24 protein-coding genes are annotated in these 24,965 nt (G+C 63.7%); 15 read left to right on the plus strand and 9 right to left on the minus strand.

Annotated elements, in window-relative coordinates; genetic code table 11:
* The first annotated feature begins 122 nt into the window (after positions 1 to 122).
* The 15 genes from fliF to B0G80_RS15255 all read left to right on the plus strand — a co-directional run bounded on the left by fliF (position 123) and on the right by B0G80_RS15255 (position 13,952).
* A complete protein-coding gene (gene fliF / locus B0G80_RS15185; RefSeq protein WP_116118497.1) occupies positions 123 to 1,928 on the plus strand; it encodes a flagellar basal-body MS-ring/collar protein FliF in 1,806 nt (601 codons plus the stop codon).
* Positions 1,918 to 2,913 (plus strand): flagellar motor switch protein FliG, encoded by a 996-nt coding sequence (fliG, locus tag B0G80_RS15190; protein WP_007179928.1) that lies wholly within the window; start codon positions 1,918 to 1,920, stop codon positions 2,911 to 2,913. Before fliF ends, fliG begins: the two co-directional genes overlap by 11 nt.
* Positions 2,900 to 3,583, plus strand: coding sequence for a flagellar assembly protein FliH (gene fliH, locus B0G80_RS15195; protein ID WP_181196671.1), 684 nt, complete (start codon positions 2,900 to 2,902; stop codon positions 3,581 to 3,583). Before fliG ends, fliH begins: the two co-directional genes overlap by 14 nt.
* Positions 3,577 to 5,223: a flagellar protein export ATPase FliI gene (gene fliI / locus B0G80_RS15200; RefSeq protein WP_116118498.1), complete on the plus strand. Its 1,647-nt coding sequence runs from the start codon at positions 3,577 to 3,579 to the stop codon at positions 5,221 to 5,223. Before fliH ends, fliI begins: the two co-directional genes overlap by 7 nt.
* A 2-nt stretch (positions 5,224 to 5,225) precedes the next feature.
* Positions 5,226 to 5,675: a flagellar export protein FliJ gene (fliJ, locus tag B0G80_RS15205; RefSeq protein ID WP_106284820.1), complete on the plus strand. Its 450-nt coding sequence runs from the start codon at positions 5,226 to 5,228 to the stop codon at positions 5,673 to 5,675.
* 70 nt (positions 5,676 to 5,745) lie between these two features.
* Positions 5,746 to 7,236 carry a flagellar hook-length control protein FliK gene (locus B0G80_RS15210; RefSeq protein ID WP_116118499.1) on the plus strand — a complete coding sequence of 497 codons (1,491 nt, stop codon included), beginning with the start codon at positions 5,746 to 5,748 and terminating at the stop codon, positions 7,234 to 7,236.
* Positions 7,237 to 7,672: 436 nt separating this feature from the next.
* On the plus strand, positions 7,673 to 8,173 hold the full coding sequence (fliL, locus tag B0G80_RS15215; protein WP_116118500.1) for a flagellar basal body-associated protein FliL: 501 nt from the start codon (positions 7,673 to 7,675) through the stop codon (positions 8,171 to 8,173).
* Positions 8,174 to 8,238: 65 nt separating this feature from the next.
* The gene (gene fliM / locus B0G80_RS15220) at positions 8,239 to 9,237 is read left to right on the plus strand and encodes a flagellar motor switch protein FliM (RefSeq protein ID WP_106284817.1); all 999 of its coding nucleotides are present in this window, start codon (positions 8,239 to 8,241) and stop codon (positions 9,235 to 9,237) included.
* Positions 9,230 to 9,694 carry a flagellar motor switch protein FliN gene (gene fliN, locus B0G80_RS15225; protein WP_106284816.1) on the plus strand — a complete coding sequence of 155 codons (465 nt, stop codon included), beginning with the start codon at positions 9,230 to 9,232 and terminating at the stop codon, positions 9,692 to 9,694. The genes fliM and fliN overlap by 8 nt, the downstream gene beginning before the upstream one ends.
* The gene (gene fliO / locus B0G80_RS15230) at positions 9,691 to 10,305 is read left to right on the plus strand and encodes a flagellar biosynthetic protein FliO (protein ID WP_116118501.1); all 615 of its coding nucleotides are present in this window, start codon (positions 9,691 to 9,693) and stop codon (positions 10,303 to 10,305) included. The genes fliN and fliO overlap by 4 nt, the downstream gene beginning before the upstream one ends.
* A 44-nt stretch (positions 10,306 to 10,349) precedes the next feature.
* The gene (fliP, locus tag B0G80_RS15235; RefSeq protein WP_116119669.1) at positions 10,350 to 11,138 is read left to right on the plus strand and encodes a flagellar type III secretion system pore protein FliP; all 789 of its coding nucleotides are present in this window, start codon (positions 10,350 to 10,352) and stop codon (positions 11,136 to 11,138) included.
* A gap of 49 nt (positions 11,139 to 11,187) precedes the next feature.
* Positions 11,188 to 11,457: a flagellar biosynthesis protein FliQ gene (fliQ, locus tag B0G80_RS15240; protein WP_116118502.1), complete on the plus strand. Its 270-nt coding sequence runs from the start codon at positions 11,188 to 11,190 to the stop codon at positions 11,455 to 11,457.
* 46 nt (positions 11,458 to 11,503) lie between these two features.
* Positions 11,504 to 12,286 carry a flagellar biosynthetic protein FliR gene (fliR, locus tag B0G80_RS15245; RefSeq protein ID WP_116118503.1) on the plus strand — a complete coding sequence of 261 codons (783 nt, stop codon included), beginning with the start codon at positions 11,504 to 11,506 and terminating at the stop codon, positions 12,284 to 12,286.
* 487 nt (positions 12,287 to 12,773) lie between these two features.
* Positions 12,774 to 13,319 (plus strand): PAAR domain-containing protein, encoded by a 546-nt coding sequence (locus tag B0G80_RS15250; protein WP_116118504.1) that lies wholly within the window; start codon positions 12,774 to 12,776, stop codon positions 13,317 to 13,319.
* A 3-nt stretch (positions 13,320 to 13,322) separates the two neighbouring features.
* Positions 13,323 to 13,952 carry a type VI secretion system amidase effector protein Tae4 gene (locus B0G80_RS15255; protein WP_116118505.1) on the plus strand — a complete coding sequence of 210 codons (630 nt, stop codon included), beginning with the start codon at positions 13,323 to 13,325 and terminating at the stop codon, positions 13,950 to 13,952.
* A 520-nt stretch (positions 13,953 to 14,472) separates the two neighbouring features.
* Here B0G80_RS15255 and flgL read toward each other — a convergent pair.
* From flgL to B0G80_RS15300, 9 genes are all read right to left on the minus strand, one after another.
* The gene (gene flgL / locus B0G80_RS15260; protein ID WP_116118506.1) at positions 14,473 to 15,696 is read right to left on the minus strand and encodes a flagellar hook-associated protein FlgL; all 1,224 of its coding nucleotides are present in this window, start codon (positions 15,694 to 15,696) and stop codon (positions 14,473 to 14,475) included.
* Between the two features lie 10 nt (positions 15,697 to 15,706).
* The gene (flgK, locus tag B0G80_RS15265; RefSeq protein ID WP_116118507.1) at positions 15,707 to 17,680 is read right to left on the minus strand and encodes a flagellar hook-associated protein FlgK; all 1,974 of its coding nucleotides are present in this window, start codon (positions 17,678 to 17,680) and stop codon (positions 15,707 to 15,709) included.
* 108 nt (positions 17,681 to 17,788) lie between these two features.
* Positions 17,789 to 18,562 (minus strand): flagellar brake protein, encoded by a 774-nt coding sequence (locus B0G80_RS15270; RefSeq protein ID WP_116118508.1) that lies wholly within the window; start codon positions 18,560 to 18,562, stop codon positions 17,789 to 17,791.
* Between the two features lie 335 nt (positions 18,563 to 18,897).
* Complete coding sequence (gene flgJ, locus B0G80_RS15275; protein ID WP_116118509.1) at positions 18,898 to 19,905, minus strand: flagellar assembly peptidoglycan hydrolase FlgJ; 1,008 nt, start codon at positions 19,903 to 19,905, stop codon at positions 18,898 to 18,900.
* A gap of 12 nt (positions 19,906 to 19,917) precedes the next feature.
* Entirely contained in the window at positions 19,918 to 21,102 is a 1,185-nt protein-coding gene (locus B0G80_RS15280; protein ID WP_106284806.1) for a flagellar basal body P-ring protein FlgI, read from the minus strand.
* 2 nt (positions 21,103 to 21,104) lie between these two features.
* Positions 21,105 to 21,803: a flagellar basal body L-ring protein FlgH gene (gene flgH, locus B0G80_RS15285; RefSeq protein ID WP_116118510.1), complete on the minus strand. Its 699-nt coding sequence runs from the start codon at positions 21,801 to 21,803 to the stop codon at positions 21,105 to 21,107.
* 39 nt (positions 21,804 to 21,842) lie between these two features.
* Positions 21,843 to 22,631, minus strand: coding sequence for a flagellar basal-body rod protein FlgG (flgG, locus tag B0G80_RS15290; RefSeq protein ID WP_012434703.1), 789 nt, complete (start codon positions 22,629 to 22,631; stop codon positions 21,843 to 21,845).
* Positions 22,632 to 22,661: 30 nt separating this feature from the next.
* A complete protein-coding gene (flgF, locus tag B0G80_RS15295) occupies positions 22,662 to 23,420 on the minus strand; it encodes a flagellar basal-body rod protein FlgF (RefSeq protein ID WP_106284804.1) in 759 nt (252 codons plus the stop codon).
* Between the two features lie 20 nt (positions 23,421 to 23,440).
* Positions 23,441 to 24,952, minus strand: coding sequence for a flagellar hook protein FlgE (locus B0G80_RS15300; RefSeq protein WP_116118511.1), 1,512 nt, complete (start codon positions 24,950 to 24,952; stop codon positions 23,441 to 23,443).
* Positions 24,953 to 24,965: the final 13 nt, after the last annotated feature.

The raw sequence follows: 24,965 nt of genomic DNA on the forward strand, positions 1-24,965 counted from the left end.
AAGCAATCGGGTTGGGCCGCGCTGCGGATAATTTCAAGGGTGAAAGTCTCTGTCCGTGCGCCCGCCGACCCTCGGCGCGGCAGCGGGCAGAACGCAAAAGGCATCCCGGAGAAACCCGACGCATGGATTCGTCAGCCAACTCTTTGATCAACCCCGACGCCCGCATGGGCCTCGCCGGCGCGCAGCCTGGCGCCGGCGCGGCCGGTGCCGGCCAGGCCGGCGGCGCAGCGGACCTTGGCGGGCTGGGGAGCAACCTCGGCGGCAACTTCGGTCAGCGCCTGTCAGGCCTCGCGCAAATGCGCGGCAACCCGCGCGCTCCGCTGATATTCGCGGTGGCGCTGCTGGTCGCCGTGGTGGCGGGGCTGTTCCTGTGGTCGCGGGCGCCGGACTACAAGGTGCTCTACAGCAACCTGTCGGACCGCGACGGCGGCGCCATCATCACGGCGCTGCAGGCCGCCAACATCCCATACAAGTTCTCCGACGCCGGCGGTGCGATCCTCGTGCCGGCCGAACAGGTGCATGAAATGCGTCTGCGTCTGGCCTCGCAAGGCTTGCCCAAGAGCGGCTCGGTCGGCTTCGAACTGATGGACAACCAGAAGTTCGGCATCAGCCAGTTCGCCGAACAGATCAACTATCAGCGCGCGCTGGAAGGCGAACTGGAGCGCACGATCGAGTCGATTTCGTCGGTGAAGTCGGCGCGCGTGCATCTGGCGATTCCGAAACCTTCCGTGTTCGTGCGCGACAAGGAAGCGCCGTCCGCCTCCGTGCTGGTGAACCTCTACCCTGGCCGCGCGCTCGACGAAGGCCAGGTGATGGCGATCACGCACATGGTGTCGTCGGCGGTGCCGGATATGCCGGTGAAGGGCGTGACCATCCTCGATCAGGACGGCAACCTGTTGACGCAACCGTCCACCGGCAGCGGGCTCGACGCCTCGCAACTGAAGTATCGCCAGCAGATCGAGCGCAGCACCCAGCAGCGCATCGACGCGATTCTCGCGCCCCTGTTCGGCTCGGGCAACGCGCATTCACAGGTCAGCGCCGATATCGATTTCTCGCACAGCGAGCAGACCTCGGAAAACTACGGCCCGAACGGCAACCCGCAACAGGCGGCGATCCGCAGCCAGCAATCGAGCACCGCCACGGAAATGTCGCAAGGCGCGGCCTCGGGCGTGCCGGGCGCGCTGTCGAACCAGCCGCCGCAGCCCGCGTCGGCGCCGATCAACGCGCCCAACGGCGCGAGCGGCGTGACGACCACGCCGGTCAGCGATCGCAAGGACTCGACCACCAACTACGAACTCGACAAGACGGTGCGCCACCTCGAACAACCGATGGGCGGCATCAAGCGTCTGTCGGTGGCGGTGGTGGTGAACTATCTGCGCGTGCTCGACGGCAAGGGCCACGCCACCATGCAGCCGGTCACCGCCGACAAGCTCGCGCAGGTCAATCAGCTCGTGAAGGACGCGATGGGCTTCGACCAGGCGCGCGGCGACTCGGTCAACGTGGTCAACAGCCCGTTCAGCACCGAACTCGACCCGAACGCCGACCTGCCGTGGTGGCGCACCCCGGACATGATCGCGCTCGCCAAGCAGATCGCCACGTATCTCGGCATCGGCGCGGTCGCCCTGTTCCTTTACTTCGTGATGGTGAAGCCGGCGCTGCGCCGCGCTTTCCCGCCGCCGGAGCCGGTTGCCGCCGCGGCGCTGGCGTCGCCGGACGAACCAATCCTGCTGGATGGCATTCCCGCCGCCGAGCGCGCGGGCGCGATTGGCAGCTCGGTCGCCGAACTGGAAACCGACAGCGAACTGCTCGCGCTCGAAAGCGCCAAGCACAAATATGAGCGGAACCTGGAATTCGCGCGCAGCATCGCGCGCCAGGATCCGAAGATCGTTGCAACCGTCGTGAAAAATTGGGTGTCCGATGAGCGCTGAAGGCGTAATGAAGAGCGCGCTCCTGCTGATGTCGATCGGCGAGGAAGAAGCCGCGCAGGTGTTCAAGTTCCTCGGGCCGCGTGAAGTCCAGAAGATCGGCGTCGCGATGGCCGCACTGAAGAGCGTGACCCGCGAGCAGGTCGACGAAGTCCTGCAGGAGTTCGTGCGCGAGGCCGAGCAGCACACCGGCATGTCGCTGGATTCGAACGAGTACATCCGTTCGGTGCTGACCAAGGCGCTCGGCGACGACAAGGCCGGCGCGATCATCGACCGCATTCTGCAAGGCAGCGATACCAGCGGTATCGAAGGCCTGAAGTGGATGGATTCCGCGGCGGTCGCCGAACTCATCAAGAACGAGCATCCGCAGATCATCGCGACGATTCTCGTTCACCTGGACCGCGATCAGGCGTCGGAAATCGTCGCCTGCTTCACGGAACGGCTGCGCAATGACGTGCTGCTGCGGATCGCGACGCTCGACGGCATCCAGCCGGCCGCGCTGCGCGAACTCGACGACGTGCTGACGGGCCTCCTGTCCGGCAGCGACAACCTCAAGCGCAGCCCGATGGGCGGCATTCGCACGGCGGCGGAAATTCTCAACTTCATGTCGAGCAACCATGAAGAAGGCGTTATCGAGAACGTTCGTCAGTACGACGCGGAACTTGCGCAGAAGATCATTGATCAGATGTTTGTGTTCGAGAACCTGCTCGATCTGGAAGACCGCGCGATCCAGCTGTTGCTGAAGGAAGTCGAGTCCGAGGCGTTGATCATCTCGCTGAAGGGCGCGCCGCCCGCGCTGCGCCAGAAGTTCCTGTCGAACATGTCGCAGCGTGCTGCCGAACTGCTCGCCGAAGACCTCGACGCGCGCGGTCCGGTGCGCGTCTCCGAAGTCGAGACGCAGCAACGCCGCATCCTGCAGATTGTGCGCAACCTGGCCGAAGGCGGCCAGATCGTTCTAGGCGGCAAGGCCGAAGATGCATATGTCTGATCAGAACTCCGCAGCGAAGGAACGCCTCTCGGCCTACCAGCGCTGGGAGATGGCCTCGTTCGATCCGGTGCCGCCGGCACCGCCCGAACCCGAAGTCGACGACGGCGCGTTCGAAGCCGAACTCGAACGTCTGCGCGACGCCGCGCATGCGCAAGGCATCGCATCCGGCCACGTGGCCGGTCAGGCACTCGGCTATCAGGCCGGTTACGAGCAAGGTCACGCGCAAGGTTTCGAGCAAGGCCAGAGCGAAGCGCGCGAAGAAGCCGCACGGCTCGCGGCGCTGGCCGAAACCTTCAAGGCAGCGCTCGACGGCGCTCAAGGTGCGATTTCGGAGACGCTGGTCGCGCTCGCACTCGACATCGCGCAACAGGTGGTGCGCCAGCATGTACAGCACGATCCGACCGCACTGATCGCCGCCGCGCGTGAGGTGCTCTCCGCCGAGCCTACGCTGGTCGGCGCGCCGGCTTTGATCGTGAGTCCCGCCGATCTGCCGGTGGTCGAAGCCTATCTGATGGAAGAACTGCAAACGCGCGGCTGGACCGTGCGTACCGACCCGGCGGTCGAGCGCGGCGGCTGCCGCGCGCAAGCCAACACCGGCGAAGTGGACGCCGGCATCGACACGCGCTGGGAGCGGGTGGCTGCCGCCCTCGGCAAGGTGAGCACATGGTGAAGCCGACGCTCGAAGAAATCCGCGCCAGCGACCTGACGCCGCTCGAACGTGAACTGGCGCTGGCGTCGTTCGGCGCTGAAGCGCTCGCGGAAGAACCGGCGGTGACGCCCGCCGCCGCTGCGGTCGCGGCAATCGAAGCCGCCTTGCGCGATCCGGCGCATGCCCATCCGGCGACGGTCGGCGCAGCGAGCCGCGTTGCCGCCGCCGCGAGCCCCGCTTCCGCCGCTATCGCTCACCCGCCTTACGATCCCGCGCTCGACAGCAATCCGCACATGCAAGCCTGGCGCGGCCGCCTCGACGCACTGCGCGCACGCAACGCGATCGCCAAGCCGATGCGCGCCTGCGGACGTCTGACGCGCGCCGCCGGCCTCGTGCTCGAAGCAGTAGGCCTGCGCCTCTCCGTGGGCGCCGAAGTGATGATCGAACTGCCGCAAGGCAGCTCGCTGCCCATGGCCGAAGCCGAAGTGGTCGGCTTCTCCGGCGACAAACTGTTTCTGATGCCGACCACCGAAGTGATCGGCCTTCTCCCCGGCGCGCGCGTTTTTCCGCTGGAAAGCGCGCCGATCGCCGATCCGATGGCGGGCGCCAAACGTCTGCCGGTCGGTTGGGAATTGCTCGGCCGTGTGCTGGATGCGTCCGGCCGTCCGCTCGACGGACTCGGCCCGCTCGGCGCGCACGCCGACGCCCCGCTGTCCGCGCCGGTCATCAATCCGCTGAACCGCGAACCGATTCACAAGGTGCTCGACGTCGGCGTGCGCGCGATCAACGCGTTGCTGACCGTGGGCCGTGGCCAGCGCATGGGGCTGTTCGCCGGTTCGGGCGTCGGTAAATCGGTCCTGCTCGGCACCATGGCGCGCTACACCAGCGCCGAAGTGATCGTGATCGGCCTGATCGGCGAACGCGGCCGCGAAGTGAAGGAATTCATCGAACAGATTCTCGGCGAGGAAGGCCTGGCGCGCTCCGTGGTGATCGCCGCGCCGGCCGACGTCTCGCCGCTGCTGCGCATGCAGGCCGCATCGTATTCGACCTCGCTCGCCGAATATTTCCGCGACCAGGGCAAGCACGTGCTGCTGCTGATGGACTCGCTGACCCGTTACGCGATGGCGCAGCGCGAGATCGCGCTCGCCGTGGGCGAGCCGCCGGCCACTAAGGGTTATCCGCCTTCGGTGTTCGCCAAGCTGCCGGCGCTCGTCGAGCGCACCGGCAACGGTCCGGCGGGCGGCGGCTCGATCACCGCGTTCTATACGGTGCTGACTGAAGGCGACGACCAGCAAGACCCGATCGCCGATTCGGCGCGGGCGATTCTGGACGGCCACATCGTGCTGTCGCGCTCGCTGGCTGAAGCGGGTCACTATCCGGCCATCGACATCGAAGCGTCGATTAGCCGGGCAATGACCGCGCTGATCGACGATAACCATCTGGACAAGACGCGTATGTTCAAGCAGATGCTGTCGCGCTACCAGCGCAACCGCGATCTGATCAACGTCGGCGCGTATTCGAGCGGGCGCGACGCGCTGCTCGACCGCGCCATCGCGCTGTATCCGCGGATGGAAGCATTTTTGCAGCAAGGTTTTCGCGAGTGCGCGAACTTTGAACCGAGTCTCGAGATGCTGGACGCGCTGTTTGCCCAAGGAGGCTGACGATGGCGAAACACTTTCCGATCAAGACACTTATCGGCCTTGCGCAGGACGATGTGGATGCCGCCGCGCAACGTCTGGGTCGCGCGCAGCGCGAGCGCAACGACGTGCAGTCGCAGCTCGACGCCCTCGTCCAGTACCGCGACGAATATCACGCGCGTTTCACCGCGACTGCCCAGACCGGCATGCCTGCGGGCAACATGCGCAATTTCCAGGCATTCATCGACACGCTCGACGCCGCCATCGAGCAGCAGCGCAACCTGCTGGTGACGGCCAATGCGCGCGTCGAGGCCGCCAAGCCCGACTGGCAGCGTCAGAAGCAGAAGCTCGGCTCGTACGAAGTGCTGCAGGCGCGCGGCGAAGCAGCCGAAGCCAAAACCACGGCGCGGCGCGATCAGCGCGACGCCGACGAACACGCCGCCCGGATTCTGAGGATGCGCGCCGAAGGCGCGTGACGTGCATCAGGCGCACGGGCGCCGTCTCGATTGACTGAACACCTCGTTTGACCGATTGACAGGATTCCCTATGTCGCTTCTTTCACAGATTGGCTCGCTGCTCGGCTCCGCCAGCAGCACATCGACCAGCGCGGCCATGGCCGCTGCGGCGAATGCCAAACCGTTCTCCCAAACCTTGCAGCAGAGCATCGACCAGCAGAACAGCGCGGCTGCGCTGAGCGCAAGCCAGCAGCAGCAGGCCGCGGCGCCTTCTGGATCGTCTTCGTCGAGCGTACACGACGCGCCGCCGCCGGCCGACCCCGCGCCGAAGAGCGCGGACGACGCAAGCAGCAAGGACACCGGCAAGCCGACGAACTCGGCATCGTCCGCGGCTTCGTCGGACAACACGCAACAGGCTTCGACCGACAAGACGAACGCCACGCCGACGAAAACCGGCAACACGACGAGCCAGACCGACGCGGGCACCGCGGCGGCAGCGGCTGCCGCTCAAGCCCAGGCTCAGGCACAGGCCCAAGCTCAGGCCGACGCGAACAATGCCAATACGCCGTCCATAACCGACCCGGCTACGGCCCCGACCGATGCTGCGACCGCGCAGCCTGGCACGACCACCGACGCCACGACCGGCGGCACGCCGGGCAAGAAAACCGCCGCCACCGATCCAAAGTCATTGCAAGACGCGTTGCAGGCGGCGCTGGCCGCGTTGGCGAACGGCCAGGGCGTTCCCGCGCAAGCATTGGCGAGCGGCGCGGCCGCGAACGCCGCGACCTCGGCAAACGGCTTGGCCGGCACGAACGCAGGGCTGAAGGAAACCGCCGACGGCAAGACTTTGGCGGCCGGGCTGTTCGGCGACGGCAAGGGCTCGACCGCATCAAAAACTGCCATGACGACGGCGACAACCGTAGCCGACCCATCCGCTGCGGCAAAAGCGGCGGTCGACACATTGACGGCAACGGCAGCCGGAGGCACGCAAGCCGGCGATCTGGCGTCCTTCAAGAGCGCGACGGATGCCGCAACAGCGGCGCTAGCCGCCTCGCAAGCCGCGGCGAGCGCAGCGAGCACGACGGCGGCCGTCCAGACCACGGGCAACGCCGGCGCGGCGGAAGCGGCGAATACATTGTCACCGCAGGTCGGCACGACCGACTGGGAAGACGCGTTGAGTCAGAAGGTGGTGTTCTTATCGAATGCGCATTCACAGAGTGCCGAGCTGACGTTGAACCCGAAGGATCTGGGGCCGCTACAGGTTGTCTTGCAGGTTGCCGATAACCATGCACATGCGTTGTTCGTATCGCAGCACCAGTCCGTGCGCGAAGCTGTCGAAGCCGCGCTGCCGAAGTTACGCGAGGCGATGGAATCCAACGGCATTGGCTTGGGAAGCGCGAGCGTCAGCGACGGCTTTGCGCGCCAGAGCGGCCAGCAGCAGAACGCCGACACCGGCCGTTCCGGTGGCCGCTCGAGCGGCGCGAGCGGAACATTCGGTGGCGGCGGCAGCACGGACGCGATCGGCACGACGGTCAGCGTTCCGGTGCGTCGCACGGTAGGCCTGGTAGACACATTCGCGTGATGCCGGGCAAAAGCCGCACCGTGATCTGTAGGACATGAGATCGGCGCCCTCCAAAGGGCGCCGATTTGCGTCTAGCGGCGGGCAAATACCGCGACGGCGCGCGAAGCGCCGCCGGAAGAATGACTGCCTTGTCACTCACGTCGAGTGCGCGAGAGCACGGATTCCAGATGCACCACAAGCGCGACTGCGCGAGGGTCCCGCTTATGAGCTAGCGGTGTGAAGCGGCTTTCTTTGCCTACTTTCTTTGCCGCGGCAAAGAAAGTAGGTGCCGCCCCGCACAGGGGCAACGCTAATAGACCACAAAGAATTCAAGGAAAGGCCAAGAAAGCAAAAACAAGAGATAACCCGCAATCCCCCTTCTTTTCGACCCATCGCGCCGCAGGCAAATCAACAACAATCCCTATCACCAGCACTAAAGGCAGGAAAAGCAAACCTCATGGCAACCACGACCGCACCTCAACAAGCCGCGCCGGCATCCCCCGGCCCGATGAAGCGCATCATCCTGATCGTGCTGATTGCGATCATTGCCGCGGGCGCAGCAGGCGCGGGCGTCTGGTTCTTCATGTCGAAGCGCGCCCCGACATCAGCGTCGGCTGAAGCAGCACCGCCACCGGCTCCAGCACCGCTATTCTTCCCGCTGGAATCAATGACCGTGAACCTGCAATCAGACGACGGCCAGCAACATTTCCTGCGCATCGGCCTGACACTAAAACTCGCCGACGCAAAAACCCAGCAAGAACTGACCGACCACATGCCGGAAGTGCGCAGCCGCATCCTGCTCGCACTCTCGAACAAGCACCCTGACGAACTCGCGCCGCTCGAAGGCAAGCGCGCCCTCGCCACGGAACTGCGCACGCTGATCGAGCAACCGACCGACAAGGGCGCCGCGCCGATCCATGTCCAGGACGTGCTGTTCACCGAATTCGTCGTGCAGTGACGCCGGTCGTGACGTTAATCAGCGCTGCCATCATCAACCGCCACGGGACGCACGAGGAATAAGGAATGGGCCACGAAGAGTTCATGTCCCAGGAGGAGGTCGATGCCCTCCTCAAGGGCGTAACCGGCGAGTCCGATTCGGAAGCCGAGCAGACCGATCGTGTGGGCGTTCGCTCATACAACATCGCGACGCAGGAACGCATCGTCCGCGGCCGGATGCCCGGCCTGGAAATCATCAACGACCGCTTCGCGCGCCTCTTGCGTGTGGGTATTTTCAACTTCATGCGGCGCTCGGCGGAAATCTCCGTCGGCCCGGTGAAGGTGCAGAAGTACAGCGAATTTACGCGCAACCTGCCGATCCCGACCAACCTGAACCTGGTCCACGTGAAGCCGTTGCGTGGCACCTCGCTGTTCGTGTTCGATCCGAACCTGGTGTTCTTCGTGGTCGACAACCTGTTCGGCGGCGACGGGCGTTTCCATACCCGCGTCGAAGGGCGCGACTTCACGCAGACCGAGCAGCGCATCATCAACAAGCTGCTGAATCTGGTGTTCGACAACTACGCGGCGTCGTGGAAAAGCGTGCGTCCGCTGCAGTTCGAATACGTGCGCTCGGAAATGCACACGCAGTTCGCCAACGTGGCGACGCCGAACGAAATCGTCATCGTCACGCAGTTCTCGATCGAGTTCGGCTCGACGGGCGGCACGCTGCATATTTGCATGCCGTACTCGATGATCGAACCGATCCGCGACATTCTCTCGTCGCCGATCCAGGGCGAGGCGCTCGAAGTCGACCGCCGCTGGGTCCGCGTGCTGTCGCAGCAGGTGCAGGCAGCAGAAGTGGAACTGACGGCCGACCTCGCGCAGGTGCCGATCACGTTCGAACAGATCCTGAACATGCGCAAAGGCGATGTTCTGCCGATCAACATTCCCGAACACATCACGGCGAAAGTCGATGGTGTGCCGGTGATGGAATGCGGCTACGGAATTTTCAATGGTCAGTATGCGTTGCGGGTCCAGAAGATGATCAGCGCAGCCGAAACGATGAAGGAAGGTGGATATGAGTGACCTGAACGCAAAGACTGAGGCCGAACTGGCCGCTGCCGCGCCGCAAGTCGCGGCCGACGCAGCCGCTGCCGAAGACGAAGCGGCGATGGCGGACTGGGCCAGCGCACTGGCCGAGCAGAACGACAACTCCGAAGTCAGCGCGACGACAGCGGGCGTGTTCCAGCCGCTGTCGAAAGTCGAGCCGACCACGACGCGCAACGACATCGACATGATCCTGGACATTCCTGTTCAGATGACCGTCGAGCTCGGCCGCACCAAGATCGCGATCCGCAACCTGCTGCAGCTCGCGCAGGGTTCGGTGGTGGAACTGGACGGCATGGCCGGCGAACCGATGGACGTGCTGGTGAACGGCTGCCTGATCGCACAGGGCGAAGTGGTAGTGGTGAACGACAAGTTCGGCATCCGTCTGACCGACATCATCACGCCGTCCGAACGTATCCGGAAGTTGAATCGATGAAATGCGTCGCCGGCCGCGCCGTGTCGCGCACTGTTCTGAAGCGCGCTGCACGGGTGGCGAACGTCGCGGCTGCCGCCTCATGGGCGTCAGCTTCGCTGGTCGCGCTGCTCGCAACGCCCGTTGCTCAGGCAGCAGACATGAATGCGGTCAACAACGCCGCGAAGATCGCCTCGGGCGTCGGTGCGGGTTCTGCTGTTCCGGCGCTCGGCGTCGGTGCGGTGCTGCAAACCATCGTCGGGCTGCTGGTCGTGATCGGGCTGGTGTTCGGTTGTGCATGGCTCGCTCGCCGCTTCGGCTTGCAGCCGGCAAACCGCGGCGGTCTCGTGAAGACTATCGGCGGCGCTTCGCTCGGCGGCAAGGAGCGGGTCGCGGTGGTCGAGATCGGCGATACGTGGCTCGTACTCGGCACGGCGCCCGGCAACGTCCGTCTGCTTCACACGATGCCGGCAGGTACGGCTGCCCTCGATCCGCTCGGCGCCACGCACCCCGCTCCGGCAGGCACACCGGCGCCGGGCATGGCACTGCCGGGCACCTTCGGCCAACGGTTTCGCGACGCTTTGAAAGGCGAAGTGGGCAAACGTTTCAACGGGCAAGGCGGCGGGGTTCGGTAATGCAGTTCAGTCTTTCTTCCGCGCGTCACGCGCAATCCGCTCGCATGTCCAGCACCACTTCGAAAGTGATTTCGGCTGCGCGCCGCGCGGCGCCTGTCGCCCCGATCGCACTAGCGGCGCTGATGCTCGCGCTGCCGACCCTGTCGTTCGCGCAGACCGCCGGCTTGCCGGCCTTCAACACGAGCCCTGGCCCGAACGGCGGCACGACCTACTCGCTGAGCGTGCAGACGATGCTGCTGCTCACGATGCTGTCGTTCCTGCCGGCCATGGTGCTGATGATGACCAGCTTCACGCGCATCATCATCGTGCTCTCGCTGCTGCGCCAGGCGCTCGGCACGAGCACGACGCCGCCTAACCAGGTGCTGGTCGGACTCGCGCTGTTCCTCACGTTGTTCGTGATGTCGCCCGTGCTCGACAAGGCCTATACCGACGGCTACAAACCGTTCTCCGATGGCACGATGCCGATGGAGACCGCCGTCAACCGCGGCCTCGCTCCGTTCAAGACATTCATGCTGCGCCAGACCCGCGAAAGCGATCTCGCGCTGTTCGCCCGCATCTCGCACGCCGCGCCGATGCAAGGTCCGGAAGACGTGCCCCTGTCGCTGCTGGTGCCCTCGTTCGTGACGAGCGAACTGAAAACCGGCTTCCAGATCGGCTTCACGATTTTTATCCCGTTCCTCATCATCGACATGGTGGTGGCGAGCGTGCTGATGTCGATGGGTATGATGATGGTGTCGCCCGCGACCATCTCGCTGCCGTTCAAATTGATGTTGTTCGTGCTGGTGGATGGCTGGCAGTTGCTGCTCGGCTCGCTTGCACAGAGCTTCGTTTAGCGCGCGCTCTAACCGCGCCCATGCCCTTCACGCTTCCGGTCCCAACGCCATGAATCAAGAATCCGTCATGACGCTCGCGCACCAGGCCATGTATATCGGCCTGCTGCTCGCCGCGCCGTTGCTGCTGGTCGCGCTGGTGGTCGGTCTGGTGGTGAGCCTGTTCCAGGCCGCCACGCAGATCAACGAAAGCACGCTGTCGTTCATTCCGAAACTGCTCGCGATCGCCGTCACGATGGTGATCGCCGGTCCGTGGATGCTGACGACCATGCTCGACTATCTGCGCCAGACGCTCACCAACATTCCGACGCTCGTCAACTGAGCGGCGCGGGTTTTCACCTTCCTCTCACCTTCCCTTCCGGCTCGCGATGTTTTCCGTCACCTACGCGCAACTGAACGCCTGGCTCACCGCGTTCCTGTGGCCGTTCGTGCGCATCCTCGCGCTGGTCGCCACCGCGCCGGTGCTCGGCAACCGCTCGCTGCCGATCCGCGTGAAGATCGGCCTCGCGGCGTTCATCACGATCATCGTCGCGCCCACGCTCGGCGCGCTGCCGCAGGTCACGGTGTTTTCCGCCGAGGGCGTGTGGATCATCGTCAACCAGTTCCTGATCGGCATCGCGCTCGGCATGACCATGCAGATCGTGTTTCAGGCGATCAGCGCGACGGGCGACTTTGTCGGCCTCGGCATGGGACTCGGCTTTGCGACCTTCTTCGATTCGCAGGCGGCCAGTTCGAGCCAGGTGCTGTCGAGCTACATGAACACCATCGCCATGCTGGTGTTTCTGGTGATCGACGGCCATTTGCAGATGATCAGCGCGCTGCTCGCCACGTTCCAGTCGGTGCCGGTGTCGGCGAACATACTCGGCGCGCCAGGCTGGCGCACACTGGCGAACTTCGGCAGTACGGTGTTTTCAGCGGGGCTGCTGTTGTCGCTGCCTGTGGTCGCCGCGCTCCTCATCACCAACCTCTCGCTCGGCATTCTGAATCGCGCCGCGCCGCAGATCGGCGTGTTCCAGATCGGCTTCCCGCTGACCATGCTGATCGGCATGCTGCTGCTGCAACTGATGGTCCCGAACATGATTCCGTTCTTCGTACGGCTCTTCGACGTCGGCCTGGATCAGATGGGGCGGGTGGCGGCGGGGTTCAGGTAGCCAGGTATTGGCTATGGACGCTACGTGGCGTTTGCGTCGATACATTCCAGCGAGTGGTGAATCTTTATGGCCGCCCCGAGCCGGCATTTCTTCGCGCGCAATCCGAAGCGAAGTGACTCGCTTTGCGCGTGGTACTGCATTCGCGCCCGCACTAGCGGTATAGGTAGCCGCCTCAGGTCGCGACTTCCACGCCTCCGGCAAAAATCGACTGTCTACGACGCCTGTCTGGCCCACATCAGACATCGACAAATCATTACAAGAATGTCCATCTTTTCGGACTTGTCGGATACCTAATCTCTCTGCTATTCGCCGAAATGGATTCCGGAATAGGTGTGCTCAGCCTCGGCACACAATTCCGTACATGTTGCTCATTCCATACGGGAGACATTGAGAATGCCGGCACACGAGAAGAACAAAACGACGTATCTTTTTGCAAACATCAGTGAGCCAGGGTACGGGCGCGCTTGCATCGACGGAGACGAGATCCATGCGTAAGGCTCTCGTGGTGCAAGGCAGCCCGACAACCACAGGCGGTCTTGTCATTGGCGGTTCGGCCACTCACATGACGGACCACGGCAAGCCGTTCGCGCTAGACGGCGACGAAGCAACGTGCGGCAAGTGCGAAGGCGTGTTCAGGATAGTCGGCACGGCTACGCGCCGGTGCTACAGAGGACAGCCCGGCGTTGTCGAAGGCGACGCGGTGTTGTGTCCATGTGGACTCAACTATGTGATGGCCGGCCTTAATCCGGGCTGTTTCTACTGGACCGACGACATCGCTGCAGCGGCGAGCGCTGTCGCATCCACTATCGACAATGCGTCGCGGGGGACAGGCATCTATGACGAACAGGTGTGCGGCGCAACGACGGTGGCGAACCTCGAAGGCTATCCGTACTTCATCGAGTCGGCTGAGGGCCGGACTTTTTCAGGGCGACTTGGTGAAGACGGCCTCCTGCCACGTGTCCACACCGATGCAGCCGCCCACTACAAAGTGTATTGGGGCGACGATGCCCTTGCGAGACAGGAAGGAGTCTGAACAATGCCGAATAAAATGACCGTGGTAAAAACCAATTCGACGCCGAATTCGGTCATGGAAGTGCAACTGAAGGCACTGACTTTTCAGGAGTTATGGGATAACTATCCATCGGGCGAGCCTTACGATAACCCGGCCTATCGCGACCAATGCGCTATTCGGATGAGTGTGACATTTCATCGGATCGGCATCGATATGAAGTCATTCTCACAGAAATTGGTTAAGCCGCTCTCCGGGCAGTCATCCATTGGCCGGATAATGCTTGATGGCAGAGCCACCGCGACGCGGGCCGACGAATTGGGCGAGTGGTTGCAACTACGTCCGTTTGCAGGACTTCCGAGGGCGGAAGATATAACGGGTGCCAATTGGGAATCAAAGGTCAAGGGCCGCACCGGCATCATCCAATTTTCGCGATACTGGACGCGCAACGGCGAAAGCGCAGGCAACGCGAGCGGTGGGCACATTGATTTATGGAACGGTTCACGACTGACGATCAGCGGCTTTTTCGACGGCGTAGCGACTATTGGGCGTTACGCGGGTATTCAGTCATTTCGGCAGCGGGCAACCGTAGCCTCGGAGCTGAGTTACTCCGATCTACGGGGCTCAAAATCAATCCTGTTCTGGGAGATTAAGTGAAGCGCTTTGGTGTCGCCTTGATCGGTTCTTTTTGCGGTCTGTTCCTGACATGGGCATGTTTATATGCGCTCAGTCACACTCAATGGTTACATCGTTCCAATGAGTCCATAGCTGGATGCCACGAACTTGGTAAATGTGCTGTCTCGTGGCGGGACACGGTGCTTCTTCTCGCATACCTGTTGGGGCCGGCAGTGCTCCTGGGTCTTGTCACTGCAGTCGCATGGAAGCGCTGGTCCGCCTTGAAATGGGCCGGCTGGTTTATTGGCATATCAATCTTGACGGTCGCGCTATATGCGACCGATTACAGCTCGGCGGCCTTTTAACCTCTTTTCATAGCTTGAGCCGGCGCAAGCCTGATCGACTCAGCCTGAGGCGCAGTATGTTGCCGAAGATGTTTACGCGATAGCACATCGCTTCTGCGTTCGGTATGGCGTAGTGGCGGCTGCGCACGCAAAAAGAAGAAGGGCGGAACCGGCTCACACCGGCTTCCGCCCTTCTCCGTTTCAGTCTGCTCGTGCTATCAGTTCAGGTACTGGAACAGCGAGATGTTCTGAATCTTCGCGAACGCCTGCTGCGCCGCCTGCAATGCGGCCTGCGTCATCGTGTACTTGCCGATCGTCTTGACCATGTCGGTCTGCGTCAGATCCGCGAGGTTGCTCGACGTCTGCAGCGTGTTGGTCTGCGTGACCGTCTGCAGTGCCTGCACTTCCTGCTCGCGGCCGCCCACGGCCGCCTGCGCCGTCACGACGTTGTTCATCGTGTTCTCGAGCTGGGTCATGCTGGTGGTCAGCGCGCTCTGGAAGCTCGCCGTCGACGCGCCGCCCGACACCGGCGTTTGCAGCGTGGTGATCAACTGGCTCAGGTTGGCGAACACGTCCATGCTGCCTTGCGTGGCCGGCGTCACCGTGAAGCTGTCGCCCGCGTTCGGCGCGCCGGTGATCGACACCGACTGGCCGCCGAGCGTGATCGCCGACCCGGCCGTGAACGCCTGCGGCGCGCTCGTGGTCACCGCGCCGGTAGCCGGATCGGTCTGGCTCACGGTATAGGTGGTCGCCGACGAGAAGTTGATCGAAAACTTGTCGGCGTTGGTCGGATTGGTCGGATTGGTCAGGCTCACCTGACTGATCACGCCCGTGCCGGTGTTGCCGGTCGTCGCGGCCGGCACGGCGCTGGTGCCGATCGGCGCAACGCTGCCGAAGATCGCAATGCCGTTGTCGCCGGTCTGCACCACGTGCGAATCCGTAACCTGCACGCCCGGCGTGCCGGTGTCGCCCGAATAGGTCACAACGCCGGCCGAATTCGTGGTGTACGGCTGCGCGCTGCTTTGATAACCGGCGAACAGGTAGTTGCCTTGCGGATCGGTCGAATTCGCGAGCGTCATCAACTGGCTGCGCAAGCTTTGCAGTTGCGTCGCGATCGAACCGCGGTCGCCGTCGTTCAGCGAACCGTCGCCGGCGCGCAGCACCAGCGTATGAATGGTTTGCAACACGGTATTGACGCTGCCGAGCGTGGTGTCTTCCTGTTGCAGCGAAGCGAGCGCGGTGCCCTGATTGGTCGTGTATTGCGACAAGGTCGTCGCCGTGGAGCTCAACTGCACGGCCTGCGCCGCGCCGAGCGGATTGTCCGACGGCGTGGAAAGGCTCACGCCGCTCGAAATCTCGGCATACAACTGCGACAACTGAGCTTGCTGATCGCTCATCGTCGCGACGTTCATGTTGAAGTACTGCGTGCTGGAGATGCGCATTGTCAACGCCTCACTGGAAGATGCCGAGTATCGTCTGGAACAGGGTCTGCGCGGTCTGGATGACCTTGCTGTTGGCCTGATACAGCTGCTGATACTGAAGCAGGTTGGCTGCTTCTTCGTTGATATTCACGCCCGACACCGACTGCTGCGCGGTGGTGATCTGCGTCACCAGCGAGCTTTGCGCCGTGCTCGACGTCTGAATCTGGTTGGTCTGGTTGCCGATATTGTTGACGTAGTTCGCATACGCGCCCGTCAGCGTGACCGTGCCACCCGACAGCGCTTTCGCGTTGGACAGGTTCGACAGCGCGAGCGCGTTGCGGCCGTCGTTGGTCGCGCCGGTGTTCGGGCCGATGGTGAACTTGTCGCCGGCAGCCGGCGCGCCACTGATCGTCACCGAGACGTTGTTCATCTGGCCGGCGGTCGCGTTGTTGATCGTCAGCGAGGCGCCGGTGGCCGACGAATACGGCACCACGGTCGCCGCGCTGGCGATCGTGTACGTGGTGGCGGGGGAACCGGCCACCGTCACCGTCGAACCGACCGGGAAGCCGGACAGCCCCGTGCCGTCGTACGAGAGCGTGGTGGTCGAATTCGGCATGGTGTAGCCGGCCGTTACCGTGCCCTGCGTGATCGCGCCGGTGCCGGTGTTGCTCGACGCGGCGGCGCCCAGCACGGGCGCGGCGGCGGCGATCGCCGATGCGTCGGTGGTGGCGGTCGCGAAGCTGTTCAGCGCGCCGCGGGTCGGCTCGACCGTGAACGAGTCGCCGGCGTTCATCGTGCCGGTGGTCGAGAAATTCAGGCCGTTGATCGGCTGGCTCAGATTGGTCGCCGAACCGACCACGCTGCCCGTCGAATTGTCGGTCAGCGTGTAGGTGGTCCCGTTGTAGGCCAGCGTGTAGTCGCCGGTGGTCGGTTGCGCGGCGTTCGCGAACGACACGTTCAGCGACGCATTGCCGGTGTTCTGCGTATTCGCATAGACGGTCGGGCCGCCCACCGAGAACAGCGCGCCACCTTTGGCGCCGGCGAGCGTGATGCCCAGCCCGTTTTGCGCGTTGACCTGCGCGGAGAAGCTCACGGCGATCGCGCCGAGTTGTGCCTCGCCCGGATCGAGCGTCTGGCTGCGGAACGCGAGCAGACCGCCGAGCGTGCCGCCGTCGATCTTGCTGTCGGGCAGATTCTGCGGCGCTGCTGCCGGATTCGCACCCGCCTGGCCGAGATACTGAACGGACAATTCGCTGGTGTCGCCGGTCGAAGGCGCCGTGCCCAGGTTGTAGCTGTTGTTGGAGGACACCAGCGGCTGGCCGTTGCTCATGAAGACGCTGTAGCTGCCGTTGCTGTTCACCACGTTCACGCCGATCAGTTGCGACAGATTCGACACGGCGAGATCGCGCTGATCCAACAGCTGATTCGGCGGCTGACCTTGCGTACTGGCCTGAGTGATCTGACCGTTCAACTGCGCGATCTGCTGCGTGTAGCTGTTGATCTGCGAAACGGTGTTGGTGAGCTGCGTGTTGACACTCTGGCGCAAGGCGTCGTATTGCTGACCCGCGGCGTTGATCTGGTTCGCCAGCGTCTGCGCGCCGCTCATCGCGGTCTGACGCGTGGCCAGGCTGGACGCATTGTTCGAGACGTTCTGCAAGCCGGTGAAGTAGCTGGTGATCGCGCTCGCAATCCCGGCGGTCGGGCTGCCGATCAGATTGTTCAGTTGCGAGATCAACGTGTTGTACGTCGACAGCGAGCTGCCCGAGCTCTGCGCGTTGTTCAGCTCAGTGGTCAGATACTGGCTGTACTGGCGCGTCACGGTCGTGGTCGAGACGCCTTGCGGCAGATACCCCGAGCCCGTGTACTGGCCGCCGCTTTCCGCATACACCGGTGTTTCGATGGTGTAGCCGGGCGTCGACGCGTTGCTGATGTTCTGGCCGGTCGTCGTGAGTCCCCACTGGGCTGCGTTCAGTCCACTGAGGCCGAGATTGATGAGATTGGACATGCGTCATCCTGAAGGGCGACACCGTACACGTGCCGCCGCGTTACTTGAACATCCTGTTTAACGGCCTCAACAAGGAAAAATTGAGGTCATTCCGACGCGCGTCGGGCATCAGCGGACCAGCGAACGACGCTTCATCTCGAGCTGCGTGATCAGGCGTTGCAGCGTGTTTTCCGCGCTGCCCGGCAGCGTCAGGAAGCGGAAGCCGAGCTGGAAACGTTGCGTGCCGTTGGGCAGCGCGGTGGAGCGATGCGACACGAGCTGCAGATCGAGCGAGAGCCGGCCGAGCCCGCCGAGCGCCAGCTCGCAATCGAGCAGGCGCGTGCCCATCGGCAATTCGGCCACGCGTTCGTCTGAAGTGCGCATGCCGACGCCGCCGAGCGACAGGTCGTGCACCTCGAAGCGAAACGTGTCGCCTTCGGGCAAACGGCCAGAGCACATGTACGGATCGAGAATCGGCGCATCGACACGGAAGTACTCGCGGCGCTGCACGTAGAACAGCACCTCGGGGAAATCGGCCTCGAATGCGGGCAGTCCTTCGAAACGGGTCTCGCGCGGCGTGCTCGTCGCGAATTCGACGCGCACGCCGTCCGGCTGCGCGTGGAACTGGCAGTGCGGTGCGCCCAGCAAGCCTCTGTTCTGATCGGACAAGGCGCCCCAATCGAACGTGAAGGTGCGGCCGCGCACGTCGACGTCGAGTAGCCGTGTAACGAGCTGTCCGCCTGCGTATTGAACCGTGAGGAAATCGCCGCGATTGACGAGATTGCGCAACTGAACGCCGATCTCCAGCGGATTGCGACGGCCGAAGTCGTTGCCGCCTTCGTCTGTCGCAGCGTGCAGCTGGCCGTGTGTGTCGGTCTGGCCGTTCGACTGGGTAGTATCCATGGGCTTGCCGGTATGCTTGTTCTTGCGGGCGCGTGCCAGAGCTCCTGCCGGGGCTTTCGCGCGGTCTTCATCGAAGCCGCAGCACGCGCATCCCAACCAGACATTACAGCGCTTTCCGGTATTGGGTCTAACTGATTAGCGGCAGCGCCCGGTCAAAATTTAGGGGCCTGTCATGAATTATTTGCCGCAAACGTTAAAACGCGTCATCCCTTCGCGGTTGGGCCGGCCGCCCGTGGGCGACCGGCCTTGTCCGTCTTGTTATGCACCTGGCCCCGTCGCGTGCATCGTTTTGATTCGATTAACGATCAGGTGACTCGAACCGCGGTCACGGCAGATCAGCCCATCTTCTGCATGATCGACATCAGTTTTTTTGCGTAATGCGGGTCGGTCGCGTAACCGGCGCGCTGCATGCCGTTGGCAAAACCGTTCACGTCATGCGCCGAATTGATCACCTGCGCGTAACGCGGATTGCCCTTGAGCAGGCTCGCGTAGTCGGTCATGGCTTCCTGATACGAGTCGTACGCGCGGAATTTTTCGACCACGCGCTGCGGCTTGCCGTTTATGTATTCGGTGGTGACCGTCGACACGGTCTTGCCGGTCCAGTCCCTGGTCGCTTTGATGCCGAACACGTTGTGGCTGGTCGAGCCGTCCGTCTTCTTGATCTCGCTCTTGCCCCAGCCGGATTCGAGCGCCGCCTGGCCGATGATGAAGCGCGCCGGAATGCCGGTCGCCGCGCTGGCCGCCTGCGCCGGTTGGGCGAGCTTGTCGACGAAAGCGTCGACCTTCGGCGAGCTGCCGTCGCCTTTCAATGGCGGAGTCAAAGCGCTGTTGGCCGAGTAGCCCTTGCCCATCGCCAGCTGGCCGTTGGCTTGCGCATTGCCATACGCTTTGGCGAGCGCGTTCAGCGCCGCGGTCTGACCTTCATCGCCACCGCTGCCGCCGCCCAACGCGTTGGCCATGCCGGCCAGGCCACCGGCGGCGCCTGCGCCGCCCGCACCGCCGCCCACCTGCATGCCCTGATTGCGCATCAACTGCTTGAGCATGGCGTCAGCCACGCCAATGCCCTTTTGCGACATCTGTTGCGACAACTGCTGGTCCATCATCGACGTGAAGGTGGCGCTGTCGTGCGAATCGAACGGGCTGTCCTGTGGCGTCGCGTCGCGCATGCTCTTCAACATCATCTGCGTGAAGACCGCGTCGAACTGCTGCGCGGCCATCTTCATGCCGGCTTGCGGCGATGCCTTGGCCTGCGCGCTCAGCTTTGCGAACCCCTGCACGTCGAGGGCAAAGCGGTTGCTCAGGTCGTTCGCCGCGCCGGCGGAATTGGTCGTATCCGAATTCATCCTGTGTCTTCCTTAGATGATTTCCAGGTCGGCGCGCAGAGCGCCCGCCGCTTTCATCGCCTGCAGGATCGACATCAGATCCGCGGGCGTCGCACCCAATGCGTTGAGCGCCTTCACCACTTCGGCGAGATTGGCGCCGGCGGTCACCAGCTTCAGTGCGCCGTTGTCCTGCTTCATCTGAATCTGCGACTGCTTGGCCACCACCGTCTGGCCGTTCGAGAAGGCGCCAGGCTGGCTCACTACCGGCTGTGTATTGATCACGACCGAGAGGTTGCCGTGCGCCACCGCGCAGTTCTGCAGCGTGACCATCTGATTCATCACGATCGAGCCGGTGCGCGCGTTCAGGATCACCTTTGCGGCGGCTTGCGCCGGCTTGACGTCGAGATTCTGCAGTTGCGCCATGAAGGCGACCTGCTGCTCCGGATCGCTCGGTGCGCGCAACTGGATCGTGCGGCCGTCGAGCGCGGTGGCCGTGCCGCCGCCGAACGCGTTGTTCACCGCGGCCACGACGCGCTGCGTGGTGTCGTAGTCCATGTCGTTCAGGTCGAGCTGCATGGTGCCCGCTTGCGAGACCGACGTCGGCACCGCACGTTCGACGATCGCGCCGCCGGCGATGCGGCCCGCGGCAAGCGTATTCACCTGCACCTTGCTGCCGTTGGCGCTCGCGCCGGCGCCGCCGACCGCGAGATTGCCCTGGCCGAGCGCATACACCTGGCCGTCGGCGCCCTTCAGCGGCGTGAGCAGCAGCGTGCCGCCGCGCAGGCTCTTGGCATTGCCGAGCGACGACACGGTCACGTCGATCGCTTCGCCCGGACGCGCGAACGGCGGCAGCACCGCCGTCACCATCACCGCGGCGACGTTCTTCAACTGGATGTTCGACAGCGACGACTGCGAATTGCTCGAACCCGCCGCCTGGTTGTTGATCGAGATGCCGAGGTTCGCCAGCATGTTGGCGAGCGTCTGCGTGGTGAACGGCGTCTGCGTGGTCTGGTCGCCCGTACCGTCGAGGCCGACGACGAGGCCGTAGCCGATCAGCGGATTGTCGCGCACGCCCTGGATCTGCACGAGGTCCTTCAAACGTTCGGCATGAGCAGGCGTGACCGCCGGCAGCGCCGCGCAGGCGAGCGCGACGAAGGCGAGCGCGCGGCCGAAACCGGCGAATCGCGCAAGGCGGGTGCGGGAGAAAACGGTACGCATGATCACCACGGCGACACGTTGAGGAAGAAGCGCTGCAGGAAGCCCATGTTCTGGGATTCGTCGATATAGCCCTTCGCGGAATATTCGATCTTCGCGTCGGCCACCTGGGTCGAGTACACGGCGTTCAGGTTTGAGATCGTATTGGGATTCACCACACCGGAAAAGCGCACGAATTCATTGCCCTGGTTGATCAGCATCTGCTTCTCGCCGCTGACCATCAGGTTGCCGTTCGGCAGCACGCCCGTCACCGTGACGGTGATCACGCCGCTGAACGTGTTCGACGCATTTGCACCGCCCGTCGCGGCGAACTTGTTGGCGCCGTTCGCACTCAGGTTGACTTTGCCGAAAAGGCCGCCGAGAAAGCCGGCGGTCGGCACGTCGAAGTTGGTGTTGCCGCTGCGGTTGACGCCCGCGCCCGAGGACTTGGTCGCATTGACGTTTTCCTGGATCACGATCGTCAGAATGTCGCCGACATTGCGCGGCCGCTGGTCTTCGAACAACGGACGGCCCGCGTAACCCGGGTTGAAGATCGAGCCGGGCGACTGCGCCGACGGCGGCATCGGCGGCAGCGCCGTCATCGGCTGCTGCGTGATCGGCTGCTTCGGCACGAGGCCGCAGCCACCCAGGGCCGCGAGCAGCGTGAGCTGCACGAGCGCCTGAGCGGTGCGCGAATGAACCGGATTACGAGTGAAGTGCGACATCTTGATTTACCGCCTTTTTGATTCCCAGTCCCTTGAGCCTTAAACCTGCATCTGGCTCAGGGTCTGCAGCATCTGGTCGGACGTGGTCACGGCCTTGCTGTTGATTTCGTAAGCGCGTTGCGTCTGGATCATGTTCACCAGTTCCTGCACCACGTTCACGTTCGATGCTTCCACGTAGCCCTGATTCAGCGTGCCGGCGCCGTTCAGGCCCGGTTGCGCGACGTTCGGCGCGCCCGACGAAGCGGTTTCCGCGAACAGGTTTTCACCCTTCGCATCGAGACCGGCCGGGTTGATGAACGTGGCGATCTGCATCGAGCCGAGTTGCTGGCTGTTGGTCGAGCCGGCCACGGTGATCGACACCACGCCGTCGCTGCCGATGGTGAGCGAAGTCGCGTTATTCGGGATCGTGATCGCCGGGATCACCTGGTAGCCGCTCGACGTCACGAGCTGACCTTGTGCGTTGGTCTGGAACGAGCCGTCGCGGGTATAGGCGGTCGTGCCGTCGGGCATCTGCACCTGGAAAAAGCCCTGGCCGTTGATGGCGACGTCTTTCGAGTTGCCGGTCTGTTGCAGGTTGCCCTGCGTGTACAGACGCTCGGTGGCGACCTGCTGCACGCCTGTGCCGAGCTGGATGCCGGACGGCAGTTCGGTGTTCTGTGTCGAGTTCGCGCCCGGCTGGCGGACGGTTTGATACAGCAGATCCTCGAACACCGCGCGCGAGCCCTTGAAGCCGTTGGTGCTGACGTTCGCGAGGTTGTTCGAGATCACGTCCATCTGCGCCTGTTGCGCATTCATGCCGGTCGCGGCGATGTAGAGTGAGCGATTCATGGTTCTTCTCCTGGGTGCCTAAGCGACCCGTTAGCTAAAGCTGAGCAACTGGTTGGCCGACTGATCGTTCTTGTCGGCGCTTTCCAGCAACTTCGTCTGCATCTGGAACTGGCGTGCATTGGTGATCATCGAGACCATCGCGCTGACCGGATTCACGTTGCTGCCTTCGAGCGAGGCCGGCGCCAGCGTGACGGTCGGATCGGCGTCGGCGGCATTGCCGTCGGCGGTGCGAAACAGACCGTCGTCGCCGCGCGTCATGGTTTGCGGATCCGGATTCACCAGCTTCAGTTGATCGACCGTCACGACAGCTGTCGGCGGATCGCCCGGCGTCAGCGCGGACACCGTGCCGTCCTTGCCGATGGTGATTTCCGCGCCCGGCGGCACCGACACCGGGCCGCCGTTGCCCAGCACCACCTGATTGGTGGCGTTCACCAGCTGGCCGTTTTCATCGACATGCAGGTTGCCGGCGCGCGTATAAGCCTCGCCGCCGTCGGCGGTTTGCACCGCCAGCCAGCCCGGACCCTGAATCGCCACGTCGAGCGGGTTGCCCGTCTGCTGGATCGGCCCGGGCGTGTAGTCCGCGCCCGGCGTCGACGACAGCACGAAGGTGCGCGTGGTGTTGTCGTTGATCGAACTGCCGTCGCCGAACGACATCGGCACGGCGCGGAAAGTGGCCAGTTGCGCGCGAAAACCGGTGGTCGATGCGTTGGCGAGGTTGTTCGCGACGATAGCCTGCTGTTCGAGCGCCTGCGTGCTGCCCGACATCGCGGTATAGATCAGCCGATCCATGATGGGTTAGTCCCGGTCGCTTACAGGTTGATCAGGGTCTGGTCGACGGTCTGCTGGGTCTTGATCGTCTGCGCGTTCGCTTGATAGTTGCGTTGCGCGGTGATCAGGTTCACCAGTTCGCTCGTCAGATCGACGTTCGAGTTTTCCACCGCGCCGCCTTGCAGCACGCCGTGGTTGGTCGAGCCCGGCGCCGAAATCTGCGCGACGCCCGATTGCGAGGTCTGCTGGAACTCGTTGTTGCCGAGGTTCACCAGGCCGTTCTGATTCGAGAAGTTCGCCAGCACGATCTGGCCGAGCGCGGCGGTTTGCTGGTTCGAATAGTTGCCGGTCAGCGTGCCGTCGGCACCGATCGTGAAGCTCGTCAGCGTGCCGGCGGCGTAGCCGTCGGGCTGCAGCGAATTCACGCCGTCCTTGCCGCCGTACTGCGTCGTGCCCGCGATGTTCAGCGTCAGCTTCTGCGGCGTCGACGAACCGTCGGTGGTCGGGATCGAGAAGTTGTAGGCGAACGGCGTGGTGGTCGCAACGCCGGCTGCGTCCGTCGTGCCGAGCAGCGTGCCCGACGAGTTGAAGTTCGCGTGGCCGACCAGGCTCGCCGTGCCGGTCGAGGTGCCCGCGTACACGTTCCACGTGCCGGCCGACGTCTTGGCGAAGTACATGTTGACCGTCTGCGAGCCGCCGAGCGAGTCGTAGACCGTCGTGCTGGTCGAGTAGTTGTACGTCGACGAGCTGTTCTGGTTGAACGCCACCGGGGTCGGCGCGATCGCGACGCTGTCGCCGGTCGCCGGCGTGCCGTTGAACGTGATGGTCTGGCCATTGCCGAGCGCGACCGCCGTGCCCGCCGTATACGTCGCGGCGGCGGACGTCGTGCCGAGCGTGGTATCGGTGACGGTGTAGGTCGTCGGGCTCGTGAAGTTGACGGTGTAGCTGTCGTTGTTCGTGCCCGAAGCGGTGTTCGTGATGGTCGCGCCCGGCGTCGTGAGCGTGCTGCCGCCCGCGAGCGTCGGCGTCACGGTCGGCGTGCCGAGCATCAGCGGGTCCTGCGCGTTCAGGTTCAGACCGGCGGTGATCTTGGTGGTCGCCTGCGGCGCGATGTTCGCGGTCGGCACGGTGAGCGGCACGGTCTGCGCGGTGTTGATGATGCCCGAACTGTTCGCGGCGTAGCCCATCAGTTGCAGGCCTTGCGCGTTGGTGATGAAGCCGTTCTTGTCGAGCTGGAACACACCGTTGCGCGAGTACACCAGCGAACCGTTATTCGACAGCTGGAAGAAGCCGTTGCCGTTGATCGCGACGTCGAGCGCCTGGTTGGTGCTCGTAATCGTGCCTTGCGAGAACTGCTGCTGCACTTCGGAGAGCTTGGTGCCGATGCCGACCTGGTTGCCCACCGCCGTCGCCACGGAATTGGCGTACATGTCGGCGAATTGCGCGGCGCCGCTCTTGAAGCCAACCGTATTCGCGTTGGCGATGTTGTTGCCGATCACGTCGAGATCGCTCGACGATGCCGACAAACCACTCAAACCTTGTTGGTAACCCATGACGGTCTCCGTA

The organism is Paraburkholderia sp. BL6669N2 (assembly GCF_003387275.1).
In the GTDB taxonomy this organism is placed as follows: Bacteria; Pseudomonadota; Gammaproteobacteria; order Burkholderiales; family Burkholderiaceae; genus Paraburkholderia.